The sequence below is a fragment of the Shewanella sp. SR44-4 genome (assembly GCF_014163715.1).
Classification (GTDB): Bacteria; Pseudomonadota; Gammaproteobacteria; order Enterobacterales; family Shewanellaceae; genus Shewanella.
In genome coordinates, this window is the sequence record NZ_JACJDU010000059.1 from 1 (window position 1) to 24,465 (window position 24,465).

General features: G+C 41.9%; 20 protein-coding genes. 14 read left to right on the forward strand and 6 right to left on the reverse strand.

Annotated features, from left to right (window positions below):
* Positions 1-557: 557 nt before the first annotated feature.
* The 9 genes from H5125_RS19360 to H5125_RS19400 all read left to right on the forward strand — a co-directional run bounded on the left by H5125_RS19360 (position 558) and on the right by H5125_RS19400 (position 11,889).
* Entirely contained in the window at positions 558-1,874 is a 1,317-nt protein-coding gene (locus H5125_RS19360) for a hypothetical protein (protein ID WP_182745066.1), read from the forward strand.
* Between the two features lie 891 nt (positions 1,875-2,765).
* Positions 2,766-3,089: a hypothetical protein gene (locus tag H5125_RS19365; protein WP_182745067.1), complete on the forward strand. Its 324-nt coding sequence runs from the start codon at positions 2,766-2,768 to the stop codon at positions 3,087-3,089.
* An 880-nt stretch (positions 3,090-3,969) separates the two neighbouring features.
* Positions 3,970-5,229, forward strand: a complete 1,260-nt coding sequence (locus H5125_RS19370) for an efflux RND transporter periplasmic adaptor subunit (RefSeq protein WP_123883843.1) — start codon at positions 3,970-3,972, stop codon at positions 5,227-5,229.
* 77 nt (positions 5,230-5,306) lie between these two features.
* Positions 5,307-5,528: a hypothetical protein gene (locus tag H5125_RS19375; RefSeq protein WP_101085844.1), complete on the forward strand. Its 222-nt coding sequence runs from the start codon at positions 5,307-5,309 to the stop codon at positions 5,526-5,528.
* 140 nt (positions 5,529-5,668) lie between these two features.
* Positions 5,669-6,367 (forward strand): ABC transporter ATP-binding protein, encoded by a 699-nt coding sequence (locus tag H5125_RS19380; RefSeq protein WP_182745068.1) that lies wholly within the window; start codon positions 5,669-5,671, stop codon positions 6,365-6,367.
* Positions 6,368-6,377: 10 nt separating this feature from the next.
* Entirely contained in the window at positions 6,378-7,691 is a 1,314-nt protein-coding gene (locus tag H5125_RS19385; RefSeq protein WP_182745069.1) for an ABC transporter permease, read from the forward strand.
* 30 nt (positions 7,692-7,721) lie between these two features.
* Positions 7,722-8,930 carry an ABC transporter permease gene (locus H5125_RS19390; RefSeq protein WP_182745070.1) on the forward strand — a complete coding sequence of 403 codons (1,209 nt, stop codon included), beginning with the start codon at positions 7,722-7,724 and terminating at the stop codon, positions 8,928-8,930.
* 197 nt (positions 8,931-9,127) lie between these two features.
* On the forward strand, positions 9,128-10,531 hold the full coding sequence (locus tag H5125_RS19395) for a sigma-54 dependent transcriptional regulator (RefSeq protein ID WP_182745071.1): 1,404 nt from the start codon (positions 9,128-9,130) through the stop codon (positions 10,529-10,531).
* Positions 10,532-10,533: 2 nt separating this feature from the next.
* Positions 10,534-11,889 (forward strand): PAS domain-containing sensor histidine kinase, encoded by a 1,356-nt coding sequence (locus tag H5125_RS19400; protein ID WP_182745077.1) that lies wholly within the window; start codon positions 10,534-10,536, stop codon positions 11,887-11,889.
* A gap of 249 nt (positions 11,890-12,138) precedes the next feature.
* Here H5125_RS19400 and H5125_RS19405 read toward each other — a convergent pair whose 3' ends face one another.
* The 3 genes from H5125_RS19405 to H5125_RS19415 form a co-directional block, all read right to left on the reverse strand.
* Complete coding sequence (locus H5125_RS19405; protein WP_182745072.1) at positions 12,139-12,948, reverse strand: DNA-binding domain-containing protein; 810 nt, start codon at positions 12,946-12,948, stop codon at positions 12,139-12,141.
* 2 nt (positions 12,949-12,950) lie between these two features.
* Positions 12,951-13,889, reverse strand: coding sequence for a DUF692 domain-containing protein (locus H5125_RS19410; protein WP_182745073.1), 939 nt, complete (start codon positions 13,887-13,889; stop codon positions 12,951-12,953).
* A gap of 123 nt (positions 13,890-14,012) precedes the next feature.
* Entirely contained in the window at positions 14,013-14,471 is a 459-nt protein-coding gene (locus tag H5125_RS19415) for a hypothetical protein (RefSeq protein WP_101085837.1), read from the reverse strand.
* 394 nt (positions 14,472-14,865) lie between these two features.
* Between H5125_RS19415 and H5125_RS19420 the strand changes: the two genes are divergently transcribed.
* Positions 14,866-15,249, forward strand: coding sequence for an MAPEG family protein (locus H5125_RS19420; RefSeq protein WP_059746530.1), 384 nt, complete (start codon positions 14,866-14,868; stop codon positions 15,247-15,249).
* A gap of 146 nt (positions 15,250-15,395) precedes the next feature.
* On the opposite strand, the gene H5125_RS19425 is transcribed toward H5125_RS19420, so the two are convergent.
* Positions 15,396-15,650, reverse strand: coding sequence for a hypothetical protein (locus H5125_RS19425; RefSeq protein ID WP_182745074.1), 255 nt, complete (start codon positions 15,648-15,650; stop codon positions 15,396-15,398).
* A 114-nt stretch (positions 15,651-15,764) separates the two neighbouring features.
* Between H5125_RS19425 and H5125_RS19430 the strand changes: the two genes are divergently transcribed.
* Positions 15,765-16,358 carry a uracil-DNA glycosylase family protein gene (locus H5125_RS19430; RefSeq protein ID WP_392341505.1) on the forward strand — a complete coding sequence of 198 codons (594 nt, stop codon included), beginning with the start codon at positions 15,765-15,767 and terminating at the stop codon, positions 16,356-16,358.
* Positions 16,359-16,423: 65 nt separating this feature from the next.
* Here H5125_RS19430 and H5125_RS19435 read toward each other — a convergent pair whose 3' ends face one another.
* Both H5125_RS19435 and glnD read right to left on the reverse strand, forming a co-directional pair.
* Positions 16,424-16,924, reverse strand: a complete 501-nt coding sequence (locus H5125_RS19435; protein ID WP_162022491.1) for a YcxB family protein — start codon at positions 16,922-16,924, stop codon at positions 16,424-16,426.
* 146 nt (positions 16,925-17,070) lie between these two features.
* Positions 17,071-19,719 (reverse strand): [protein-PII] uridylyltransferase, encoded by a 2,649-nt coding sequence (gene glnD, locus H5125_RS19440; protein ID WP_182745075.1) that lies wholly within the window; start codon positions 19,717-19,719, stop codon positions 17,071-17,073.
* Positions 19,720-19,800: 81 nt separating this feature from the next.
* On the opposite strand from glnD, the gene H5125_RS19445 reads away from it, so the two are divergent.
* From H5125_RS19445 to H5125_RS19455, 3 genes are all read left to right on the forward strand, one after another.
* Positions 19,801-20,514, forward strand: coding sequence for a 16S rRNA pseudouridine(516) synthase (locus tag H5125_RS19445; RefSeq protein WP_182745076.1), 714 nt, complete (start codon positions 19,801-19,803; stop codon positions 20,512-20,514).
* 64 nt (positions 20,515-20,578) lie between these two features.
* Positions 20,579-21,535: a LysR family transcriptional regulator gene (locus tag H5125_RS19450; RefSeq protein WP_101085831.1), complete on the forward strand. Its 957-nt coding sequence runs from the start codon at positions 20,579-20,581 to the stop codon at positions 21,533-21,535.
* 335 nt (positions 21,536-21,870) lie between these two features.
* The gene (locus H5125_RS19455; protein WP_101085830.1) at positions 21,871-24,267 is read left to right on the forward strand and encodes an OmcA/MtrC family decaheme c-type cytochrome; all 2,397 of its coding nucleotides are present in this window, start codon (positions 21,871-21,873) and stop codon (positions 24,265-24,267) included.
* Positions 24,268-24,465: the final 198 nt, after the last annotated feature.

Consider the following 24,465-nt stretch of genomic DNA (forward strand, 5'->3'; position numbering starts at 1 on the left):
ATGCCCGCTATAGTGCGGAGAGCGTATTGATCACGAAAGAGCATGGGGCAATCTCTTTCCAACTCTCATGCCTTTTGGCTACAGCGTATTAACCACTTCCGCTGTTTCATCACATAACGCACCTTACGCGGATTCACTTATGTTCATCATACTGACTACCTAGCACTCACCCGATTTGTGGTTATCAGGAGGATCGTCCTCTCACGATTGAGATCCCGATTAGTCCATGACCAATCTTCGTTACATTGTTAGGCTCGCTACTTTATTCAGAGCCCTAGGTTCATCTGGTGATACAGATGGTTCACTCAAAAGCGGTGAACAGCGCTTCATACGACCTCACGTCGCACGCCCCAAAGTGAGCTAGATAAGATCTAAGTGAGAGGTCAATTTGAATTAGCCACTACAGTTATCTGTTATCTGTTATCTGTTATCTGACTATATGCAGTGATTTATATAGATTGAATGTGTAAATTAATTTACTTTTGTACATTTCAAAATAATTGGTATACATTATAAATCCATGAAATATAGATAGTTATACATATCAAGGAAGATAAATGTTAAAAGGACTTAAACAATCACGTACTACGCTTGCAATAACTTTACTAGCACTTTTGAGCAGTGCTTCAGTTATTGCAAACACTGAGAGTTGTCACGTCAGAATTACTGGAACGGTGCCAGAAGGGATACCATTAGATAATTTATTTGTGTCAGCCTCCTATGAACACCAATTTCCTATCACAACCCGAACTTTTTCTGTGTGTGCAAATAAGCAAGAGTTGAATGTTAACGGCACTTTTATCCCTAACAGTCGACTTTCATTAAGCTATAAAGTCGATGGCATCCCTAAAGGGGTATTTGATGCGTCTTTATTTGTTCAAACAAAAGAAGTCGAACTAAGTGATATATCTGGCATGGCGATGACAGCGTGCGATCGCAGGTGTAACTATTATCAATACCAAAAAATGTTGTCATCAGAGTTAGTCGCTATCGCTGTAATAGAACATGCTGCTGCTTTTGCCAAAATTTCCGATGATGATATTGAAGCTAAAATAGCAATAAATTCGGCAACTCAGTCAGGATTAGATAAAGCTTTCAAAGGCGAAAGACCAATCCAATCAATTATAGCAAAAGAGGATTCTTCTGATACGCCCGACCCTTATAGCGGTTCAAGTTATGGGTTGCTAAAACCCGAAAATACTAAAATGGGTCAATTTAAAGATAGGTTTGCCATAGGCGTTAAAGAGGCAAAATTTGACGAACTCAAATTGAGCAATCTTGCAGAAAAGTATAAAAGTGAGTTCGCACCATTTCTTCAGGGAGGTTTCAAAAGTTGGGCAGAACAAGTTAATACAGTCGATCAGTTCGTCGATATTCTCAATAAATCTGGCTCTGAAACTGAGATAAAAATGGCATTACTGTTAAGGCAAACCGTAGCTGATGCTGAGCAGTATTATCAAGATTATGTTTCTAACAAAGGTGACACGCCTTTTGAGGACTTAAATCATGCTAAGCAATCATTTGACCTATTACTCGCTAATTGGACAATTTCAGCCTATTTGAATTACAAGGATGAACAAGTATTCTCTGCGTTATTTTCTGAACGTTTTAAGCGTGAAGATGTGCCGAACATAAGCCGAGAATCTGACAAAGCGTTGAGTCAATTAATGTTTATGCCAGGCTATTTTGCGATGATGAATATCGAAAAAGGCTATGAGAATATCCAGCGTAACTACTACGGTTTATTAAATGATTCTGCTACAGAATATCATTTTAAAGATGAGTTACATTCAGTGAGCTTTATATACGAAGAGGGAGCATGGCGCCTTGACCATGTATCACAAATTCCAATGAATCATTATGAGATACTTTAAGTATTGCAGCGAAGCAATTGTCTTGTTTTTTTCTCTAAGATAAAATTATAAGTCTGCTAATTTCGTTGTTAAAATATTGGGTAATGACAAATTAGCAGGAATCTTTAAAATCTAAAAATTGAAGACAACGTTGCTTAGTATTTACGTAAGTGCTGACTGACAAATTATAAACGTGCATATTCAAGAAATACATCCACAGGCTTCTGCTTATTATTGCTTATGAATCAGGCGCATTATCTTATAAATTACTCAAACCTTACCTAATCAAAACTTTTGAGCTTAGGTCTCCGTTCTAACTCGTTTATGTCCACAAATGCGTTATATGCTTTGCTTGAAAATGTACAAATTCAACTCTGAACTTGAGGCCGTTGAAGAAAATGACGTGAGCTGGCCATGGACGGCCAGCTAGCTTTCGAGGGGAAGGGACGCCCCATCGGAAGCGTTAGCATTTTCACTCTTTATTGCAAAATGGGCCGAGGCCGGCTACAAATACGGTTTAAAGCTGGCTCAATTTCCGTCGCAATTTTTTCGCTGCTGTTGTTTGGTTAAATAGCGAAAATGTTGCCGGAACGGCAGGGGTGATCCAAGAGGGGGATTGCTGTTGATCCCCTTTTGGCCCGTGCAGGGTGGAACCTTGCGATTTTAAGCGTTAGTGGCCGCAGGCCATATCTTAAACCAACGTTTGTCTAAAAAACGAGTTCGCATCAGCTTACAAATGTATAAATTCAACCTTGAACTTGGATCTGTTGAAGAAAATGCTTACAGCATCATGTTAAGTAAAAGTTACCTAAAATGTATATATGGTATCGACCAAGTCCAACAAGTGATTTATGCTTTGTAAACCGTGTTAAGCACAAATACTAAAACATTATTTTTTATGGATATTTGATAATGGATATGACTCAAAAAGAAGTTGCAGTTGTTAAAGCTGCCATTAAATCACGAAACAAAAGTAAACTGTTCCAGCCAGTGTTATTTGCGATATTAGTTGGCCTTTTAATCGCCATGTTGTTTGGTGTTTTACCTGAAGAACAGTTTGCCTATTTGGCTATTCCCTTAGTTTTTTTAACGATATTGTTGCCACAACTTGGTGCTTCACCTAAATATAATGAACTAGTTGATATACTTGAAAAACAACTACCGCAACACGACACAATGGAAAGTGTTTTGTCTCAAGAGTTAAATAAAATCCACGCTAATCAAAAAGCCAAATAACTGTCGTTTTTCGGCAATGCTTGTTTTAGCAATTTGTCATTTACTTATTGTTGGCGTTAAACCAAGTTGAACGGGTTTGTTAGCAAAGTAAATCAGTATGTCTCGATTTAGAAATTTAGCGTGGTCAGAGTAACTTTTATAAAAAGTAAATTGAAACATTGGCTTCTCTAAAATGCTTCTGCCCATAAATGACTTAGATACCTCAGCTTGAAATGTCCAAATTCAACTCTGAACTTGAGGCCGTTGAAGAAAATAGCGTGAGCTGGCCATGGACGGCCAGCTAGCTTTCGAGGGGAAGGGACGCCCCATCGGAAGCGTTAGCATTTTCGAGTAAGGCCGAAGACGGCTACAAATACGGTTTAAAGCTGGCTCAATTTCCGTCGCAAATTTTTCGCTGCTATTGTTTGGTTAAATAGCGAAAATGTTGCCGGAACGGCAGGGGTGATCCAAGAGGGGATTGCTGTTGATCCCCTTTTGGCCCGTGCAGGGTGGAACCTTGCGATCTTAAGCGTTAGTGGCCGCAGGCCATAAAGTACAAAAGTACAAAAGTACAAAGCAAAATAAACACCTGGATTCCGGCTCAAAAACATTGCCGGAATGACGCGGTATTTGGCCTGTGTAGGGCAATCTGACTATCTTATTCATTCGTGGCCGTAGGCCATAAGTACAAAGCAAAACAAAGTGTCCGCTCGGACACTTTCTCAATAACCGGACAGTTTTCAACGCTGTCCGCGGACACTTTTAGGGTGTACGGTTATCTTTATAAATCCTTATCATTATGAAAAATAACAATAAATAACAATAAATAACTATTGGCATGGCTTGTGCTTTATCTTGGTATAAATGTGAAGGCGGTCAGCGCGTTACCTAAGGACCTGAGATGATTAAAGACACAAGTAGCCAAGATACTGTTATTGCGCCTAAGTTAGGCCGTAAATTGCGCTTACCCTTGATGATAGGTTGTGGTGCCATATTGATGAGCGCGTTGGTGTGGGCGAGTTTAAGTCATGACAGTAATCAACGTTCGGTTGATGGTGCTGATTTACGTTTGGCAACCTTAACCCGTGGCACGTTGGTGCGTGATATTGCCACTACCGGTAAAATTGTCGCGGCCAATGCGCCCATTTTATATAGCACGGAAGAAGGTGTGGTGACGTTATTAAGTCAGCCTGGTGATGAAGTTGAGCTGGGACAAGTGGTGGCCAAGATTGAAAGCCCGCGTTTACAAAGTGAATTGCAACAACAGCAGTCGATGCTTGAAGGCATGCAGGGCAGTTTAGAGCGCGCCAAGTTAGATGCTCGCCGTGAGCAATTGCGCGTTAGCCAGATTTTAGACATGGCGAAAGTCGATTTAGAAGCGGCTGATCGTGAAAGTCGTCGTGGTGATCAATTGATTGAGTCGAGTTTGATCAGCAAGATTGATTTTGAAAAAAGCAAAGATGATTTACACAAAGCCAAATTATTACATAAGCATGCCCAGCAAGAAGTTGAGCTTATGCGCGACACCCTCAGTTTTGAAATTAAAAACCGCACCCTTGAAGTACAACGCCAGGCTTTAGTCGTGAGAGAGTTAACTCGTCAAGCCAACGCCTTGAGTATTATCGCGCCGGTTAGCGGCATTATTGGTAACTGGCTGGTGGAACAAAAAGCCCGTATTGCCGCCAGCCAACCAATATTAACTGTGGTCGATTTAACTGCCTTTGAAGCTGAGTTAGCTGTGCCAGAGTCTTATGCCGATGAACTGGGTTTAGGGATGGATGTCGAGCTGAGTTTTGGCAACGTTAATGTGGTAGGCCAATTGTCGTCAATTTCACCTGAAGTACGTAATCGTGAAGTGACTGCTCGAGTGCGTTTTGCTGACAGTAACACTTTATCGTTACGTCAAAATCAGCGTTTGTCTGCCCGAGTCTTACTGGAAAATAGACCCAATGTATTGATAGTGAAACGTGGTGATTTTCTCAATATGGGCGGCGAAGTAGCGTATCAAGTGAGTGACGCTGTTGCTCATAAGAAAGTCGTTAAATTGGGCGCACGCAGTATGAGCCAGGTTGAAGTGCTTGAAGGCGGTGAAGAGGGTGATGTATGGGTGATATCCGGTACCGAAACCTTTAAAAATGATCCAACAATTCAAATCCGATAGCTAAGTTGATAATTAAGTCGATAGCTAAATCAATAACGAATCAAATAACCAAACACTCAACTGAGTAAGGACATTCTATGACTTTTATTCAACGTAGACAGCTTATCGCGCTACTGGCGTTATTTATTCTCGCAATAGCGGTGAGTTATCGCATTGATAATCATACAGATTGGTTATCGGTTAGTTTGCAATTAATTGACATGAGTAGCCAGGTTTCGAATCGATTAAGAGATATTAGCCCTACCGTTAGTTTGCATATTGATATTAGCGACATGGTCAAGATTAAGCTGCTGTTTTAGCCATGACTAATACTAACGGCACTGACGCTAATAGCATTAAAAACAAAAGTATTTAACAAAGCCGTATTCAGATTTGCAAGATTGACATTATCAGCCCTAGGCGCTGGGATGCGACAACCGAATTAACCAAGGAAGCCATTATGTTATCCATGAAAAATATCAGTAAAGTATTCAAAACTGACTTAGTTGAAACCCATGCGCTACGCGACTTTAACCTTGAAGTGAAAGAAGGTGAGTTTGTTGCGGTGACAGGCCCGTCTGGTTCAGGTAAAACCACCTTTTTGAATATTGCGGGTTTGCTCGAAGGCTTTACCTCTGGCGAGTTCAGCCTTGATGGCGTTAATGTGTCGAATTTAAGTGACAACAAAAGCGCTAAAGTCCGTAATGAAAAAATTGGCTTTATCTTTCAGGGGTTCAACCTTATTCCTGACCTTAACCTGGCCGAAAATGTTGAAGTGCCGCTGCGTTATCGCGGTATGAATGCCAGTGAGCGTAAGCGCCGAGTCGAAGCCGCATTAGAACAAGTCGGCTTAGGTGCGCGGATGAAACACTTACCGACGCAATTGTCTGGCGGACAACAACAACGTGTCGCTATTGCGCGTGCATTAGCAGGCGAACCACGGTTTTTATTAGCCGATGAACCAACCGGTAATTTAGACAGCTTAATGGCGCGCCAGGTGATGGAATTACTTGAAAATATCAATCAACAAGGCACCACTATTATTATGGTGACCCATGATTCAGAACTTGCTCGCCGTGCTCAGCGCAATATTCAAATTGTTGATGGTCAAGTGTGTGATTTTTCGATGTACCAACCAGCTGCTACCGGCACTCGCTAAGGGGAACACTATGTTTTTTTACTATTGTGATTTAGCGTGGCGAAGTATCCGTAAAACGCCGATGTTATCGATGTTGATGGTATTAGCGATTTCGATTGGTATCGGCATTACTATCACTACGCTCAATGTCTATAAAACCATGTCTTATAATCCGGCGGGCGATCGCAGTGAGGTGATTAATTCAGTGCAGTTGTGGAGCCAAGGCTTGGATACCTGGGATGAGTTTATTCCAAGCATCACCTATATGGATGCGATGAACTTACGCAATAACAAAGAATTAAGCCTCAAAGCAGCGACTTATCGAACCGGCTTAGCATTACAATCTGACAATCCTAAAATTGAACCCGTGTTGAACAGCGTTCGGTTAACCGACAGAGACTTTTTTCGGATTTTTTCGGTACCCTTTATTTATGGCAGTTACTGGGATACCAGTGTTGATTTACGCCCAGCTTACCAAGTGGTGATTAGTCAAAAATTAAATTTACGCTTTTTTGAAGGTAAAAATAGCGTAGGCAAAACACTCTTTTTAGACCGTAAACCTTATCAAATTGTTGGGGTTATTGATGACTGGAATCCGCAACCTAAATACTATGACCCACTTAATGGTGCCTTTAATGATGCTGAAGAGATATTCATTCCGTTCTCGTTAACAGGCCAAGAGGAATTTGATGTATGGGGTAACACCAGCGGTTGGAAGTTCGAACCCATGATCACATACAGCGACCGCTTAGCGTCAGAAAAAGTATGGATTCAATTTTGGACTGAACTGAACACCGATGAGCAGAAACAAAGCTTTTTAGGCTGGTTAACGCGTTATGTTGAGCAGCAAAGAGCGCTCGGCCGCTTTACTGATACCGCTAAAACCCCTAGCGAGTCAGTGCAAATTAGCGACATCGCGAAATGGCTCGAAGATAACGATGTGGTGCCTAAAGATAATAAAATATTAGTCGGCTTAAGCTTGCTGTTTTTAAGCGTGTGCTTGGTGAATATTCTCGGGCTGTTGCTAACCAAGTTTTTAAAGCGTGCGCCAGAGGTGGGTGTTCGTCGTGCTATTGGTGCCAGCCGTGGACAGATTTTTGGTCAGTATATGGTCGAAGTGGGTATGATTGGTTTTATCGGTGGCGTAGTGGGTTTGTTATGGGCTTGGGGGTCGTTAACGGCGCTGCATAGCTATTTTTCAATGGACCAAAGTGTTACTGGACTTGATGCCAGTATGTGGATTATCACGCCATTAATTGCTATTTCTACCGCGGTATTGGCTGGGGTTTACCCTGCTTGGGTGGTGTGCCGCACTAAACCCAGTGTGTATTTAAAAGCCCAATAACTCCAGTTAAGCTTAAGAAAGGACATCACCATGTTACATATCAAACCGATTTTATCCAGTTTAATGCGCAGTAAAAGTGCGCCGGTTTTATTGCTATTGCAGATTATTTTGTCGGTTGCGATAGTCGCCAATGCGAGTTTTATTATTAACGAACGTTTGTCGCTAATGCAGCGAGAATCTGGCTATGCCGAAGATCAGATCCTGACCTTTAACCTGTATAATTTCGATCCTGCTATCGACAACATGAAACAAAACCAAGTTGACCAACAAATTTTGCGTTCGCTGCCCAATGTAATTGATGCCAGTTATAGCAATATGTTGCCGTTAAGCGGCAGCGGATGGATGGATCGCTATGTTGACGGCCCAGATGCAGATACCGCTAAAAGCACCCCTGGGTTTGCCTTTTATTTGGGTAATGAGCACTTACTCAATGTGATGGGAGCGAAGTTAATTGCCGGGCGAAATTTTACCGCCGATGAAATTAATACCAGCTTAGATGACAGCGGCATGATGGCGTTAGTGTCGCAACCGTTAGCCAAAGCCTTTTGGGGCGATGAGTCGCCTCTAGGTAAAACCATGTATCAAGGTGAGCAAGCCGTGACCATTATAGGCGTAGTGGATAAGCTACAAGGTGCTTGGGTTGACCACGAAAACTTTGAATACAGCGTGATCCAGAATATCGATTTTGGTGGCAGTAGTAGTAATATATCATACATGGTGCGGGCATTACCTGAACATATTCCAGCGTTAGAAGAAGCCATTAGTAAAGCCTTGCATGCAGAAAACCCAAACCGTGTAGTGGAGAACTTCCAAACCCTCACCACAATTAAAAATTTAACTTACAGTAACCACCGTTTAATGGCGACAGTGTTAAGTATTATGGTGGTGTTATTGCTGTTAATTACAGCGTTGGGATTAACCGGTATGGTGATGTTTAATATTCAACGCCGCACCAAACAAATAGGCACTCGCCGCGCGCTGGGTGCACGTAAGCGTGACATTATTGAATACTTTATGGTGGAAAATTACCTAATTTGTATTGTCGGTGGGGTCATCGGTGGCATGTTATCGTTAGTACTTGGGCAGCAATTAATGTCACTGTATAGCTTACCTATGGTACCGGTGATTTATCCGATTATCTCTGTTATTGGCTTGCTGGTAGTGACAACGCTAGCGGTAATAGTGCCGGCCGCTAAAGCCGCGAATATTTCACCCGCCATGGCAACGCGCAGTGTGTAATTTGTTAAACTGCGGCGCTTGCGCTTAACAATAATGTGACAGTGAGGTCTTCTGTCATGTTATTGTTTATTTACTTTTGTGAGTAAATGTTCATTGTATAAACATACTTTTATGAGTAAATGTTTATTGTATAAACATGCAGTTGCATAAACATGTTTTTGTATAACAGCAACCTAATTGGACTCAAACATATTCTAATGGATAATATTTTAATTGTTGATGACAATCACGCCATTTGCCAAGCGCTTGCGCTAATGATTGAGCTGCATGGCTATCAAGCTATTTTTTGCCACTCACCTGATGCGGCTATTGAGATTGTGACTAATAAAGAGATCAGCTTAGTCATTCAAGACATGAACTTTAGCCGTGATACCACCTCGGGTGAAGAAGGCAAGCAACTGTTTTACGCATTGCGTCAGTTACAGCCTAATTTACCGATTATTTTAATGACTGCGTGGACCCAATTAGAAACCGCTGTCGAGTTGGTTAAAGCGGGGGCAGCTGATTACATGGGGAAACCGTGGGATGACGCTAAGCTGCTTAATAGTATTAGCAACCTATTATCAATTTATCGACTGTCTCAGCAAAATAGCCAATTAACCCGGATAGACAGTGAACGCATGTCGGCCATTAATGGCGCCGATTTATGTGGCTTAATTTTTGGTAGTGGCGCCATGCAGCGCTGTGTTGATTTGGCATTGCAAGTTGCGCGATCCGATGTGTCGGTGATGATCACTGGCCCAAATGGTGCGGGCAAAGACAAAATAGCCGATATTTTACAGGCCAACTCGCCATTAAAAGACAAACCGTTTATTAAGGTCAACATTGGTGCTTTACCAATGGATTTATTAGAGGCCGAATTGTTTGGCGCTGAAGCGGGCGCTTTTACGGGCGCCAATAAAACCCGTATGGGCCGTTTTGAAGCTGCCGATGGTGGCACGTTATTTTTAGATGAAATTGGTAATTTGCCATTATCTGGCCAAGTAAAGTTATTACGGGTATTACAAACCGGTGAGTTTGAACGTTTAGGCAGTCATCAAACCCGCAAAGTGAATGTACGGGTAATTAGTGCTACCAACGCGGATTTAGCCGACGACATTGCTCATGGGCGTTTTCGTGAAGATTTATTTTATCGTTTAAATGTCATTGAGCTAGCCATATCACCATTGAATCAACGCCAGGACGATATTTTACCGTTAGTGAAACACTTTATAGGTGCTCATTTTAGCCTTGATAAGTCGACCCAGCAGGCGTTAATTAATCATAGTTGGTCGGGCAATGTGCGTGAATTAGAAAATGCCTGTAAAAGGGCTGCGTTGCTAGCTAAGTCACCACAATTAACGATTGATGATTTTGGCTTGATGGCGATAGCTAATGGCGGTGCAGCTACCCAGCATGCGCTTGTTGTTGAGCATCATCTTGGCCAACAAGATCAGGGCATTGATGATACTCAGTCGATTTGCGAACCCGATAAGCAACAGCTAGAAGACGCTTTAGCGCAATATAATGGCGTCATTGCCAGAGTAGCAAAATCCTTTGGCTTAAGTCGGCAAGCCCTTTATCGCCGTATGGAGAAATATGGCCTTAGGGTGACTAGATAATGATGTTATCACTGCGCACTAAATTGCTGATCAGTAACATGTTGAGCTGCCTTTTGGGAGCGATGTCAGGCGCTTTAGTGTGGCTTACATTGGGTGATGACACCTTATGGTTGGCTATTATTGTGATGCTGGCGGTGTGTTATTTTTGCAGTATGTGGCTAACAAGACGATTAAGTGAAAGTCTGCAAGCATTGGAAATCGGTCTACTTAACTTTAAAGATAATGATTTTAGTGTGTCGCTGCATCCCTACGGCGAACCACAATTAGATGCGCTAGTGAGCTTATATAACCAAGCATCAGCAAAGCTGCGTAGTGAGAGGCAGTTTATTTATCAGCGCGAGTTAATGCTCGATAAAGTGATTCAGAACTCACCTAATGTCATGTTATTAATCGATGATTCCCAGCGAGTCATTTACGCCAATGGCGCTGCAAGGCATTTGTTTAATCAGGGCGTCAAAGTAGAAGGCATGTTGTTACCTGATCTTGTGGTGATGTTACCCGACACGCTTAAAGCGGCGTTAAGCAGTGAGCAAGAAGGACTGTTTTCGATGGGCGGTAGCGGGGCCGATGGTGTTGATAGTCATTCTAATACTGATGCTGACAGTAGCGACGTTGAAACCTGGCATATCTCTCGTGGCCGCTTCACTCAAAACAATCAGCAGCACCATTTAATTTTGCTTAAACAGCTCACCAAAGAACTTAACCGCCAAGAAGTGGCTGTGTGGAAAAAGGTGATTCGAATTATTAGCCACGAGCTTAATAACTCAGTCGCACCCATTGCTTCTATGGTCAACTCCGGTAAGTTTTTAACCCAGCACTTAGACGACAGCAAGCTGCAATTGATTTTTGATACCATCGAAAATCGCACCACACACCTGAGCCAATTTATCTCTCATTATGCCCAGTTTGCTAAGTTACCGCTGCCACAAAAAGCCTCAATTGATTGGGCTAAGATGACCCAGCAATTAGCGCAACAATATCCATTTAAGCTGTTATCACCTTTACCAGTTAATCCAATCAAACTCGATGCAGTGCAATTAGAGCAAGTCTTTATTAATCTGCTTAAAAATGCCCACGAGTCTGGCGCAGTGGCAGACACTGTGTCGATAACGTTTGAGGAAGTGACTCATCCAATTAACGGGTTATTAATCAAAGTAGATGACCAAGGTAGCGGGATGTCTAGCGAGGTATTGTCGCAAGCATTGTTACCGTTTTACTCAACTAAACAATCTGGTACTGGCATTGGCTTACCTTTGTGCCGCGAAATAATTGAAGCCCACGGTGGCCGTATTAGTATGCAAAACCGCCCTGAAGGCGGCTTAAGCGTTAAAGTATGGTTGCCTTCACTGCAGGGTTAACACTGACTAATGATAAATAAAGTCTGATTGTTTCGAGTTATATTTTCCAAAGAGAATTGAAGCCGTAAAGCGTTTTTCAAATATGGCCTGCGGCCACTAACGTCGTGGCGCTTCGCCCACACCAGATTAAGGTAGTAAGTTGTCAACTTACTCAGGGTAATTTAATCGTCTTCCCGTCTCAAAAGCACTGCCGGGACGACGAGAAAGTAGTTATCAAGCTTTGTCCAGAAATGAGTTAACGTAAATTAGCTACTTACTCACTACCGCTCGAATTAAGCCGCGTTGAAACCAGGTTTGCATGGTTTGCAGTACCATCATTGGCGCAGATTGCTCGTCGTGCCATTGCAGCATTTGTTCGCACTGGTCGGCAAAGTTGTTGCCCTGAATAAACCCAAGTAACAACGCATGTTGCTCTGTCGATAACGACACAAACTCGGTTAAGCGAGATTCCCCCCGCCATAATAACCACGCTCTAGGCGACTCATAGTCTGGTGCGGGAGGTGCGGTATCTATTTTCAAGGCTTGCCAAGCTTCGACTGCATTACTGTTACAAGTGAATATTTGTACGCTAGGATGAAAGCGTAAACAGCAATTGGGCCACAATTCTGGTGATATGGCCTGTAAGTCGCTAAAGCTTGTACGGGCGCAGTCTGCAGCATCAAATGCATTAAGTAACCGGCGCTCGAATCGGGCTAAATCGGCGATAATCGGATGCTGTTTAAAAAACGCATCTTGTTGTAAAAAATCCGGTAAACCATCACAAAACTGGCGCAATGACTTATTACTTGATGGATATTGACGAGTATAGTCGGCTGCCATTTTATCGAATAAATCGTCACCCAAATACAAACCTAGCAGCTGGTGGTCGGTTTCAATGGTTTCTTTTAATCGAATTCGGTAAGCATTGGCATAAATTTGTAGGCGATCATCGGCGCTGATCCCCGCTTGTTCAGACACGTTTGCTTTCATCACCGATTGAATCTGTCCGTGCTGTGTATCCGAACCATCAGACAGTAAATATTGCATAAATTGTTGTTGAATTTCAGCTAAACGACTCATTGTTATGCCCTGACTTTTTGCGATGAAGCATGATTAGCGCTGATGAATTTGCTGACGTCATCAAGTGAACGAGTGCCAAACTGTGAGCGTGCTAGGGCAGGGTCGTCGGGCAAGGTTAACTGAGCAATGTTTTTCGCTTCGAGTAATTCTTGGTATAACGCTGGGAACTGGGGAATATTAGCGTCGCGCTCAATCATGGTGCTAACCGCGCCAAAGCGCTCTAGTGCCGCTTGGTATAAGGTCCACACTGACGGCGGAATATCGTGGTCGTGGGTATCAATGACATAATCACCAAAGTCGCTGTGGCCAGCTAAGTGAAACTGTTGTACCCGGCGTGGGTCGATTTTTTTAAGGTAATCGAGTGGATTAAAATGATGATTACGGGCGCTGACATAAATATTATTGATGTCGAGTAATATTAAGCAATCTGCGGCTTCTGCTACTTGGCTTAAAAAATCCCATTCATCCATGGTCGAGTCTTGGTATGACAAATAGCTCGATACGTTTTCCAGTAAAATTCGACGACCGAGTACGTCTTGTACTTGTCGAACTCGCTGCGCCACATGATTAACGGTTTCTTCGGTATAAGGCAGTGGCAGTAAGTCATGGCTATTGACGCCGTGAATTGAGGTCCAGCAAATATGATCAGATATCCATTTAGGTTGAATGTCGTTACTGAGCTTTTTAAGGGCTTTTAAGTAATCCATGTCTAAAGGATCGGTACTGCCTATCGACATCGATACACCATGCATCACTACAGGATATTGTTCGGCAATGGCTTCTAAATAATATCGGGGTTTACCACCAGCGACTAAGTAGTTTTCAGATAGCACTTCAAACCAGTCAATATCTGGTTGGTGTTGCAAAATGTATTCAAAATGGTCGGTTCGTAAGCCCAAGCCAAATCCGAGAAAGTCTTCTGTAATGCGCGTATCTGGCATGGTGAATCCTATTTTAATGCAAATGTTCTAGCTGAGTTAGGCAAAACTTGCGTTAATCATTGAGATAGTAAGCTGATGACCCTGCCACAATAGTAGGTGACAGCGCCATCAAATGAAGCTTAATTAGCTTGTTTTACCGCCAATATCAGCACAAGATTTTGCTGTAGTGCTAACAAAACCAGTGCCTTTACAACTTGCCATACCGCCACAAGCGTTATCAGCACCTTTACAGTCATTATGGCCTTTACAGACGTTAACACCGTAACAATGTACTAAATCGGCTTTAGTCACTTTACCAACCCAATCATCTTTTTGCGTGCCGCCTACATCAGCACAGGCTTTTGAAGGCATGCCAACAAAACCAGTGCCTTTACAGCTTGCTTGACCGCCACAGGCATTGTCGGCTGTTTTACAATCGTTATGGCCTTTGCAGGTGTTAACGCCGTAACAATGGACTAAATCTGTTTCGCCTGCTGCCAAAGGTGCCGTGCTTGTTTCAGCGGCCATAGCCTGACCTGATAAGCTTGCCATTGCGAGTGCTAATGCTGCGCCGGTTAAGCTGCTTTGTGCTTTCATATTCATGATGTATTCCTTGCATTTGTGGTTATTATGTTTACTGCTATTCATGTTTACCCATGACAAGATTGACTGGGTACAGCCATTATTCTTGTTAGGAGGTATTAGTAATGACCGTGGTGCTGCGAAAGATCTTTCAAGTTAAAGTGTAGACTAGTCACTAAAATGTTGTTGATGTGTTAACTTGTGATTGATTTATAAGGTGAAACAATAATTTACGATTTTGCAGATGAGTGCTTAAGCATTATATGAATTAGGTTGTTATTAAGGCCGGTAGATTATGTTATTTTGTTCTGATTACATTAGTGGTTAACACAACGCGTTCAATCGTAACGAATACAACGAATACAACTAAAACACAGCTACACATAATAAGAATATTAATAACTAAGGATAGATTATGCAGACGATACTGATATGTTTATTGATTGCCATGCTGTTGCCGTATGCGGCAAAAGTTCCATTAGCGATGGCAATGGCTAAATTAGGCCGATATGACAATGACCATCCAAGGGCACAACAAGCTCAATTAACCGGTTTTGGGGCGCGAGCATTAGCAGGGCATCAAAATGCATTTGAATCGCTAATCGTATTTGGAATTGCAGTATTAACCGCATTGATCACCAATAATGTCACTGATATCGTTGCGCTTTTAGCCATAGTACATGTGGTCGCACGGCTGGTTTACCATGCGCTGTATTTATTGAATTTTGGCACATTACGTTCATTGTCTTGGTTTGTGGCCATAGGTGCATCAATTGGGATATTTTGCCAAGCGTTTTAAGCATATGTTACTCAAACAACGGTGACTCCCATAAAAAAACGCCTTAATGGCGTTTTTTTATGGGAGTCAGTTGATACTCGTCATCATGAGGGTAGTCTAGGCTTAGTATTGGTTTCGCAATGGCTTCGCATTGGTTTAGTATTGGCTTAATCTAGACTCGCAACACGTTCGTAGCCCATTTCGGTTAATTGGTCGTTAACGCAATCAAGCAAAAATGCGCCGACTTCACTTTCTGGCAGTTGGTCTTCAAGTGCAATTTGCTGGCAGGCTTCTTTTAATGAAACTACATCGTTAACGGGTGCTTGGGGAAGTGCAGCAGCACTAAAACTCATCGCTGTACCGCTAATTAACATAGCAGCTAAAGTCGTAAGGGCTAAACGTGAATGACGTGAATGTTGCATGGTTGTTCCTTCTTGGGAGAACTTTGTTATTTTGACAAATACTACTGCAGCTTAGTTCCGTTAGATATAGCGATTAACGCGCTTTTTATGATTTTATATACAAAAAGTAAGGTATTGAATATGGTTTCGTTGCTCACTCAAGTAAAAAGTTGTCAACTTTGCGTATCAAGCCTGGTAGATGGTGTACGCCCAGTAGTGCAAATTGATCCGCAAGCAAAAGTGTTGATCATCGGTCAGGCCCCTGGACGTAAAGTACATTTGTCGGGTATTCCATTTGATGACGCCAGTGGCGACCGATTAAGGCTATGGTTAGGGGTAACGAGAGACGTTTTTTACGATGCCAAACAGATTGCTATTATGCCGATGGGCTTTTGTTATCCGGGCAGTTATGCCGGTTCTGGTAAAGGAAAGTCTGGCGACTTACCTCCTCGGCCAGAATGCGCGCCTAAATGGCATGGTTTATTGCTGCAGCAGTTAGTTAACGTCAAGTTGGTCTTGCTGGTGGGGCAATATGCACAACAGTATTATTTAACCGATAAGCCGAAAACATTAACCGAAACAGTGCAGCAATGGCGCAGGTTTGGGCCTCGTTATATCCCAATCCCACACCCCAGTCCGCGCAATAATATTTGGCTTAGTCGTAATCCATGGTTTGAAGATGAGTTACTTAGCGACATTCGTCCACGCATTGCGAATGCGTTAGCCTAAACGTGGTGTTTTTTGATCTACTATATTAAAATACTGTCTTGAACTAGTACTCAGTTATTTTTAAGTTATTGTTTTTGATTAATAAAGTCGATAGCGCTTTTATCTAAGCAGCGTTTAGACAAATAAGTCGTGGTTTTTTGCAGTTTAATTAACAAGCCTGCATCGGTTTCAGTAATTCGATAAATATCAGTCCACAAAATCTGTTGATTAACATGCAGCGACTGACTACTGATACCATTATCATCTATTGTAAGATTGACATGCTCACCTGCCGCTTTACTCATCATTTGACGCCATAACCACCAGGTTTTATTAAAACGAATACTCAAAAACTCTACCACGGCTAAGCCAATAAAAAAGTAACCTAAATAGTAGGTTTCTTTGGTGCTCATTGATGTTGGGCTTAGAGTGTCGAGCATTAAAATAGCCAAACCAACCAGTGCAAAAATGGCGGTTTTAATAAAACGTTTTGGTGATGTGCTGGGATGAATTGATTGCAGATAGCATTCTTCAAAGTACGACTTGTCTAGTACATATTCAGCAGTATAACTAAAGGCTTGTGACATGATGACCTAATTTACGGCAGTTGATGGGCATGATTATCGCATAGTCATCAGTTTGCTCAAAGCCTGCTTAGTGGTGAAATAAAAGCGCCATGGTGATTCATTCACACATGGCTCATTTGTATCAACAACACTGACTGATTAGGCCGTTATTCGTCTGTGGTGATAGCTTGCATTAATGTTGCCGACAATTGCTGCTGTTGTTCAGGGGTTAACTGCTGATCGTCTTTATTGGATAATAAAAATACATTGTCTGCGCGTTCGCCGACCGTACTGATGGTGGCCGAATGAATATTCAAATCCAACTCTCTGAATGCACTGGCAATTTGTTCCATAAACTCACTGGTGTCTAATGCTGACACATTGACTAAGCTACGGGTCGATTTACGTGAATGCAAAAATTCGATATTGGGCTGATTATCGAAACTCTGATGTCGCCTCGACTGGCGTTTTTTCGGTAAATTAATACCTTTATCCAGCACCTGATGTAACTTGTTGATGACTTGTTCACGACGTTGTGCACTGGTAATTGGCTTTTCATCAAAATCGAGTACTTTAAATGACTCAACCACATAACCGTCTTTAGTTCGGGCTATTTGTGCCTGTTTCACCGAAATACGTAATGTCGCTAATGTATTGAATAATTTTACAAACAATCCGTGTCTGTCTTTGGTGTAAACAAACACGTCACTGCAACCTTTTACCACGACATCGTCGAGTAAAATTAGCGTGTTGTATTGATTGTCTGTTACAGGCGTAAGATCGTGTTTAATCATCGCTTGGGTGTATCTGGCGATATCATCCGCTTCGGCATTACTGAAAAAGGCGATAGGTAAACGACGCCATAATTTTTTGATATCGTCACTGCTATCGTCATCTGTGGCTAATAAATTCAGTGCTTCTTGCTTGTGTTCCCGTACCAAAGTACGCAGTTGCAGAATATTTTCAAAACCATTGCGCAGTGCTTTACGAGTAACAAAATACAAATCTTTTAATAGTGACGCTTTCCAGTCATTCCACAGATCATCATTGGTTGCCTGAATGTCGGCAATTGTCAGGCAGTACAGGGCGTCTAAACGGGTTAAGGTACCTACTTTTTTGGCAAAAGCATTCACGACATCAGGATCATAAATATCCATGCGTTGTGAGGTAATAGACATTAACAAATGATTTTCTACTAGCCAGCAAATCAGTTTCTCTTGTGACACTTTTAAGCCATGAAACTTAGCAAATAAATTGGCATCAACAGCACCGAGTTTACTATGGTCACCGCCACGGCCTTTGGCTAAATCATGAAACAATGCAGCAAATAACAGCGTCGACTTATTAGACATTTTTTGATAAATATCAGCGGCTAATGCCAGATCTTTATCCAACGTTTTGATGTCGTTTCCGTAGAGATATATATTTTTAAGCACCTTGTGGGTGTGCTCATCGACTGTATAGGCATGGAATAAGTCAAACTGCATCTGGCCAACAACTTCACGCCATTGTGGTAAATAGGAGGCTAGAATACCGTGTTGATGCATCAAGGTGATGGCGAGTCCCATGCCTTGAGGGTGAACAAATATTGCTTTAAATTGCTCTCGACAACGCTGAAAATCTTGTAAATCACCCATTAAACGACGTCTTACTTGGCGTAAAGATCGTAAGGTTTCTGCGGTAATACCGATTATTTTGTCGTGATGAATCGCGATAAACTCAAATAACGCCATAATTTGGGTGCGATCGATAAATACGGTTTCGTCGCGAACGTGAATGTACTTATCAACTATTTCAAAATTATCGTTAATCGCGATTATTTGTGGATTGAGCTCTGGAATAATTTCTCGTTGGAAATACGCCATTAAAATTTTGTTTAACTCGCTGATGCGCTTCATGGCGCGAAATAATTGACACATCATTTTTTCAATAGCAATATTGCCGCTTTCACCGATGGGCATACCATCACCAAAACCCATTAATTTAGCCACTTCAGCTTGGTATTGCAGTAATAAACGATTTTCAGAACGTTGGGCTGCTTGATGTAAGGCAAAGCGCACTCTAAATAAAAAGTGTTGGCACTCCATTAATTCAGCATATTCGTCATTAGTTAAAAAACCAAAGCGACGTAGTGATTGCATATTGGCAACGCCGAAATGTTTGCGAGCAACCCAGGTAAGGGTTTGAATATCACGCATACCACCTGGGCTGGTTTTAAGATTGGGTTCAATACTGTATGAGGTGCCTTGCGCTTTGGCATGACGTTCTTGTTGTTCGCTGAGTTTGGCATTAAAAAACGCTTGGCTTTGCCATAAATCCTGGCCGTACAGTGCATTCAACACTTGCTGTTGGTGCTGACTATTACCGAATAAATGACGAATTTCCAGTAAGCTGGTTGCAATGGTTACGTCATCCTTACACGCTTGGAATGTGTCAGTTAAACTGCGTACAGCGTGACCTAAATCGAGGTTAAGATCCCAAAGTTGAGTCAGAAATTGGCTTACAGAAGCGGCTTCCGTAGGCGTTAATGGACCATCGTGAATAACGCAGATGTCGATATCAGAGAAAGGATGTAAGGTTTGCCGGCCGTAACCCCCAACTGCATTGAGCGAGATACGCGCGGGATCTAATTCGAAGGGTTGCCAAAGTTGGCATAATAGCGCATCGAAAAAATGTGATCGCTTATTCAAGGTGTCATTAATTGCACTTTGAAAAATGTTATCTTGTAAATATTGATCCAGTGACTTAATCGCCTGTTTTAATTCAGCGCTGGTCATATCTGGGCGCAAATCTGTACTAGCAGGTTGCGAAAGCATGTTACTCCTTAATGTTTTTGCCTTTTAACAGAATAAGGTATTCTTAAACAAATTGGTATCATTCTATATTGGTGAAGTTTTATGGTGTCTAAACGAGGTCGACTGGACCAATTTATTGCTGGTACGTTACAAATCCCCAAAAAAGCGGTTCGGCTATTGTTAGTCACCAATAAAGTGCTTGTCGATGGCCAGTTTGCTAAGTCACCAGACTTACAAATTGATGAGTTTACTCATATTGAATGTAATGGTGTGGTGCTGCGTCAATATCAAAAACAGTACTATATGCTTAATAAACCTGATGGGGTAGTAAGTGCAACCATTGATGATAAACACGCTACGGCATTAGGATTAATTACCGGGGTTAACACTGAAATGTTGCATATTGCCGGTAGATTAGATTTACATTCTACCGGGTTATTATTATTAACCAACGACGCTAAATGGTCCGAAGCATTAATGTCGCCGCAGCATAAAGTCGACAAACAGTATCTGGTAACCTTAGCTAATCCGCTAGAACAAGGGTATGTAGAGGCATTCGCCAAAGGGATGTATTTTGAATTTGAAGACATCACCACATTACCGGCACAACTCACGGTATTATCGAGTCATCAAGCTCGGGTGGTGTTGCGTGAAGGAAAGTACCATCAAATTAAGCGAATGTTTGGTCGTTTTAGAAATCCGGTGGTGGCGCTGCATCGTGAATCTATTGGTGAAATCGTGCTTGATAGCCAGTTAGCGTTGGGTGAATTTCGTTCATTAACAAAAGCTGAAGTTGATAGCATTTTTCAGCACTAGATCAATTTTTTTTATTTGGATACATGTTAATTTAATCGCCTCATTACAGCAGATTAGGTGATATGTGGATATTCAAGCACTGAAAAAAGTCAGCGAATTAGATGTATTTAGTTTGTTGGTGTTTAAGCTCATTTACGAAACCGGCTTTGCTAATTTTGCAGCCAAAGAGCTTGCTGTATCCGCGCCAAAAATTAGTCGATGTTTAACATCATTAAGGGCTATTTTTAATGACGAATTATTTTTTCGTCGCCAACAAGGGCTAAAACCGACCCCATTAGCTGAACGTTTATATCAGCCTGTATGCCAATTGTGTGACATGGTGAGCCAAATTGAGCGAGTAGCAGACGACCGCTTAAATCACCATCAAACACCGATTTTACATATTGCAGTATCGCCGAGCATTATTACCAGTGTAGCCATTGCGTTAAGTAAGCTTCCGCGTGATGTTATCGGCAAAGTTAAACTTCACAGTTGGCAAGCTGACACGGAAGAGTTGATTTACAATGGCGAACTCGATTTTGGTATTGGCTTTGAAACTCAAGATGCTCATGGTTTAGAGGCTTATCCTATTGCCAATGTGACGTCTTTATGCGTTGTAGGTAATATTAACCATTCATTTTGGGGTAGTGTTGAGAACATCAAGTTAGAAGATATTATTCAACACCCTGTGGTGTATTTACGCTGTAAAGGCTTTAACAATCGTATTGATCCTTTAGAGTTATATTGTCAAACCCATGGTTTGCTACTAGAAGATATTGAGTGCGCAAGAAAACTCGAAGATTGGTATTGGCACATACTGACCATGGACAGCTTAGCCATTACGATTTGTAATGAAGGTTCGTTTGCGCAACAAATTCCTCAATTACGAGTAGAAAAACTTCCACATGATGAATTTAATAAGCTCAATAGCGTGATGGCTATGCCAAGTTATTGTTTAATTGAGCGAGCAGAACACTACCGCCGTTATTCGTCAAATGTTAAGGAAGTGATAATCAATATCATTAAGTCATTACTAGTGTGAAGATTAGTAACATTTTTTGATGAGATTCAGAACACTTAATTTTGTGGTCTGAATCTTTTTTATAGCCATTATTTATGTAAATCGCTGATTTTATGATTTTTTATTGGTCGCCCACTATTTTTTACATTATCAAAATACATTTAATACCTCTTTAGGGTTACTTAATCTGAAACTGACGGTTTCATTTTTGCGTATACCTAAAACTAAAACTATCGATTACTGTTAACGAATTTGTAACCAAACCTCACAGGTTTACCACTGCAGACGGGTGTTTTGTTCTATTTCCTTATATTTTAGATGCGTAAAACCTACAAATTTAAATCGGGGGATTTAAAATGAAGAAATATAATAGAACATTACTTGCTGCAGCGTTTATTGCAGCGTTAGGTGTGACCGGTTGTGGTTCTGACGGCAGTGATGGTGCTGACGGAGCTGCTGGTGCCGCGGGTACAGATGGAACACCTGGCACGCCTGGTACTCCAGCTGGTTCGGTTGTTACAACAGTTGAAAATGCCTATGACTTTACCTTAACACTGGCTCCTACGGATATCGTCGTAGTAGGTGCTGATCCATTTAACGTTAAATTTACTGTAACAGGTAAAGGAAGTGGCGGAGCGGACGTTCCATACACTGGGCTTGATAAAGTTGCGTTATACGTGACCAGTCAATCAGCTAATGCTACTGACACTGGCGCACCAATGTTGTGGACAAACCATGCACTTGCCAATGATTTTGGTAGCAGCATGTATTGTACCTTAACCGGTACTGCCGCAGCTCGAGGCGGCGCTGTAGTCGATGCTTGTACATTAGTTGAAGATGAAGCTAATCCTGGTACTTATACTGGTTCTTGGGCACATGATGGTAATGCGCCTGTGGTATTAGCAAGTGGTGATGCAAACGATTTAGTCCGTGTGTTTATTCGTGCCTATGACGTTACGATGGCTGATGGTACAGCAGTAAGTGATAAGATTTTATCAACTCCAGTAGATTTTATTCCTGCTACTGGCGAACTTGCTGTTTCTGCAAAAGATGCTGTGTCTAGTGCAGCATGTATTAGATGTCATAGCCCAATGGAAGGTTACGCTGATACTGATATGCGTATTGCCAACATTGGTGCTCATCATAATTACCAAAAAGTTGAAAATTGTGTAGCTTGTCATAATCCTGCTTATGCCGGTGGACAAGACGATCCTGAAGTTGGTTTTAACGTTAACTTCAATGCCATGATCCATACCATTCATGCTGGTCATCATATTGCTGACAAGTTGACTGGTGAAGCCAAAGAAATGTTTGGTGGAGTTGGATTTCCTGCTGAGTTAAATGAATGTACTGTTTGTCATGATAATGGCACACAGTGGAACGACAATGTCTATGCTGAAGCCTGTTTATCATGTCACGTTGATGTTGATTTAACGACGGGTGTTAACCATAGAGGTATCGTTCCTGCTAGTGACGCTGTTTGTTCTGGTTGTCATGGCGCAGGTAGTTTAAGCCCAATCGAAGCTCACAGTGTTGATCGCCGTGCCGCCTTTGAAAATGGTTTGGTACTAGAGGTTGCTTCTGCTGAAGTCGCGTCAGACGTATTAACTGTCATCATTGATGTTAAATTAAATGGTGTGGTTGCGGCTGATGGTACTGATTTAACTCAGTACTTAAACAAAGCTAAATCAGGTGATGATATTTTAATCGGTACACTTGATGGCAATGGCGATTATGTGCGTGGTTTAAGTATCAATACAGCTTCTAATCCAGAAATGTTTGTGGTTCAAAGTGGCAAGTTAACCTTAACTAAAGCACTTACACCTAATCAGTTAGACGGCCAAATACTTTCAGTTACTTCTGAAATGAACATGTGTGGCAATACAACGACCGATATGGTTGTTGTTAATACCAAACTAGCTGAAGGTGCAGGAACCGATACTGGTGCTTGTGATGTACCTGTTCCAGCTAACATCGTCACTAAGTACTTTATGTTTGATGCAGTTGCGGCTAAAGGCGTATTAACTGAGGACAATCTACGTTTCGTTAGTCCTGAGTTGACAGCTTATACCTCACCTACACAGGCTGGTAACGACCGTACAACAGCTGACGAAGCTAAATGTAATGCTTGTCATGACAACTTGTCTCACGTTAAATCACCTAACCATGGTGTGACTAACTTTACACAATGTGCTGATTGTCATAACAACAACTATGCAGGTTCTTACCATGCAGATGTTTACAAGCAAGCTGGTGTAGATGCTGATGGCGAACCTACGTTTGAAGTTGTTGAAGGGTTAACTTATAACAACCGTGATCTAGTGACCGTAGCACATCGCTTCCACAGTGGTTTGTTTGCAGGTAGCACAGGTGCTGGCATTTACTTAGGTACAGATGGTGAAACTTGGGTTAACTATCCTGCAACTAAAACAAATTGCCAAGCTTGTCATAAAGATGCGAATGCTGCAGGGGATGCTATGCCATTCTTCTCTGGCACTGGTACGTTAACATCTGGCAGAACTGCAATTGCAATCAGTGGTGGCGAATTTATTTCTCCTGTCGCTGAAGCATGTCGTAGTTGTCACGCTCACTCTGGTGCTGCTGCTCTAGCTCACTTCAAGAGTAATGGTGCGACAGTTGCTGGTGATAGCGTAATGTCTGCTGCCGGTGTACCAATTGAGTCTTGCGCAACTTGTCATGCTGAAGGTAAAACTTACGGTCTTGATAAAGTTCACTCTGGTGCAGCGCACTAAATATCTAGATAACTTCTTAATCATCACTTAAGAAAGTAAGTAAGAGGGAGGCAGCAATGCCTCCCTTTTTTTATTCATTTTATCCATCAGTGCATAAGCACTTAATGGCCAGCCGTTATTAATATTTCTTCTCAAAAAGATATCGTTCAGTATCATTTACTGCCAAACTCAAACTCAAACTCAAACTCAAACTCAAAC

Bases quoted from the DNA above. Each gene is read 5' to 3' on its own strand.
- H5125_RS19365 (WP_182745067.1), top strand. From the start codon at position 2,766: ATGGATATGACTCAAAAAGAAGTTGCAGTTGTTAAAGCTGCCATTAAA.
- H5125_RS19370 (WP_123883843.1), top strand. From the start codon at position 3,970: ATGATTAAAGACACAAGTAGCCAAGATACTGTTATTGCGCCTAAGTTA.
- H5125_RS19455 (WP_101085830.1), top strand. From the start codon at position 21,871: ATGAAGAAATATAATAGAACATTACTTGCTGCAGCGTTTATTGCAGCG.
- H5125_RS19410 (WP_182745073.1), bottom strand. From the start codon at position 13,889: ATGCCAGATACGCGCATTACAGAAGACTTTCTCGGATTTGGCTTGGGC.
- glnD (WP_182745075.1), bottom strand. From the start codon at position 19,719: ATGCTTTCGCAACCTGCTAGTACAGATTTGCGCCCAGATATGACCAGC.
- H5125_RS19405 (WP_182745072.1), bottom strand. From the start codon at position 12,948: ATGAGTCGTTTAGCTGAAATTCAACAACAATTTATGCAATATTTACTG.
- H5125_RS19415 (WP_101085837.1), bottom strand. From the start codon at position 14,471: ATGAATATGAAAGCACAAAGCAGCTTAACCGGCGCAGCATTAGCACTC.
- H5125_RS19390 (WP_182745070.1), top strand. From the start codon at position 7,722: ATGTTACATATCAAACCGATTTTATCCAGTTTAATGCGCAGTAAAAGT.
- H5125_RS19400 (WP_182745077.1), top strand. From the start codon at position 10,534: ATGTTATCACTGCGCACTAAATTGCTGATCAGTAACATGTTGAGCTGC.
- H5125_RS19395 (WP_182745071.1), top strand. From the start codon at position 9,128: ATGGATAATATTTTAATTGTTGATGACAATCACGCCATTTGCCAAGCG.
- H5125_RS19425 (WP_182745074.1), bottom strand. From the start codon at position 15,650: ATGCAACATTCACGTCATTCACGTTTAGCCCTTACGACTTTAGCTGCT.
- H5125_RS19360 (WP_182745066.1), top strand. From the start codon at position 558: ATGTTAAAAGGACTTAAACAATCACGTACTACGCTTGCAATAACTTTA.
- H5125_RS19420 (WP_059746530.1), top strand. From the start codon at position 14,866: ATGCAGACGATACTGATATGTTTATTGATTGCCATGCTGTTGCCGTAT.
- H5125_RS19380 (WP_182745068.1), top strand. From the start codon at position 5,669: ATGTTATCCATGAAAAATATCAGTAAAGTATTCAAAACTGACTTAGTT.
- H5125_RS19445 (WP_182745076.1), top strand. From the start codon at position 19,801: ATGGTGTCTAAACGAGGTCGACTGGACCAATTTATTGCTGGTACGTTA.
- H5125_RS19375 (WP_101085844.1), top strand. From the start codon at position 5,307: ATGACTTTTATTCAACGTAGACAGCTTATCGCGCTACTGGCGTTATTT.
- H5125_RS19385 (WP_182745069.1), top strand. From the start codon at position 6,378: ATGTTTTTTTACTATTGTGATTTAGCGTGGCGAAGTATCCGTAAAACG.
- H5125_RS19435 (WP_162022491.1), bottom strand. From the start codon at position 16,924: ATGTCACAAGCCTTTAGTTATACTGCTGAATATGTACTAGACAAGTCG.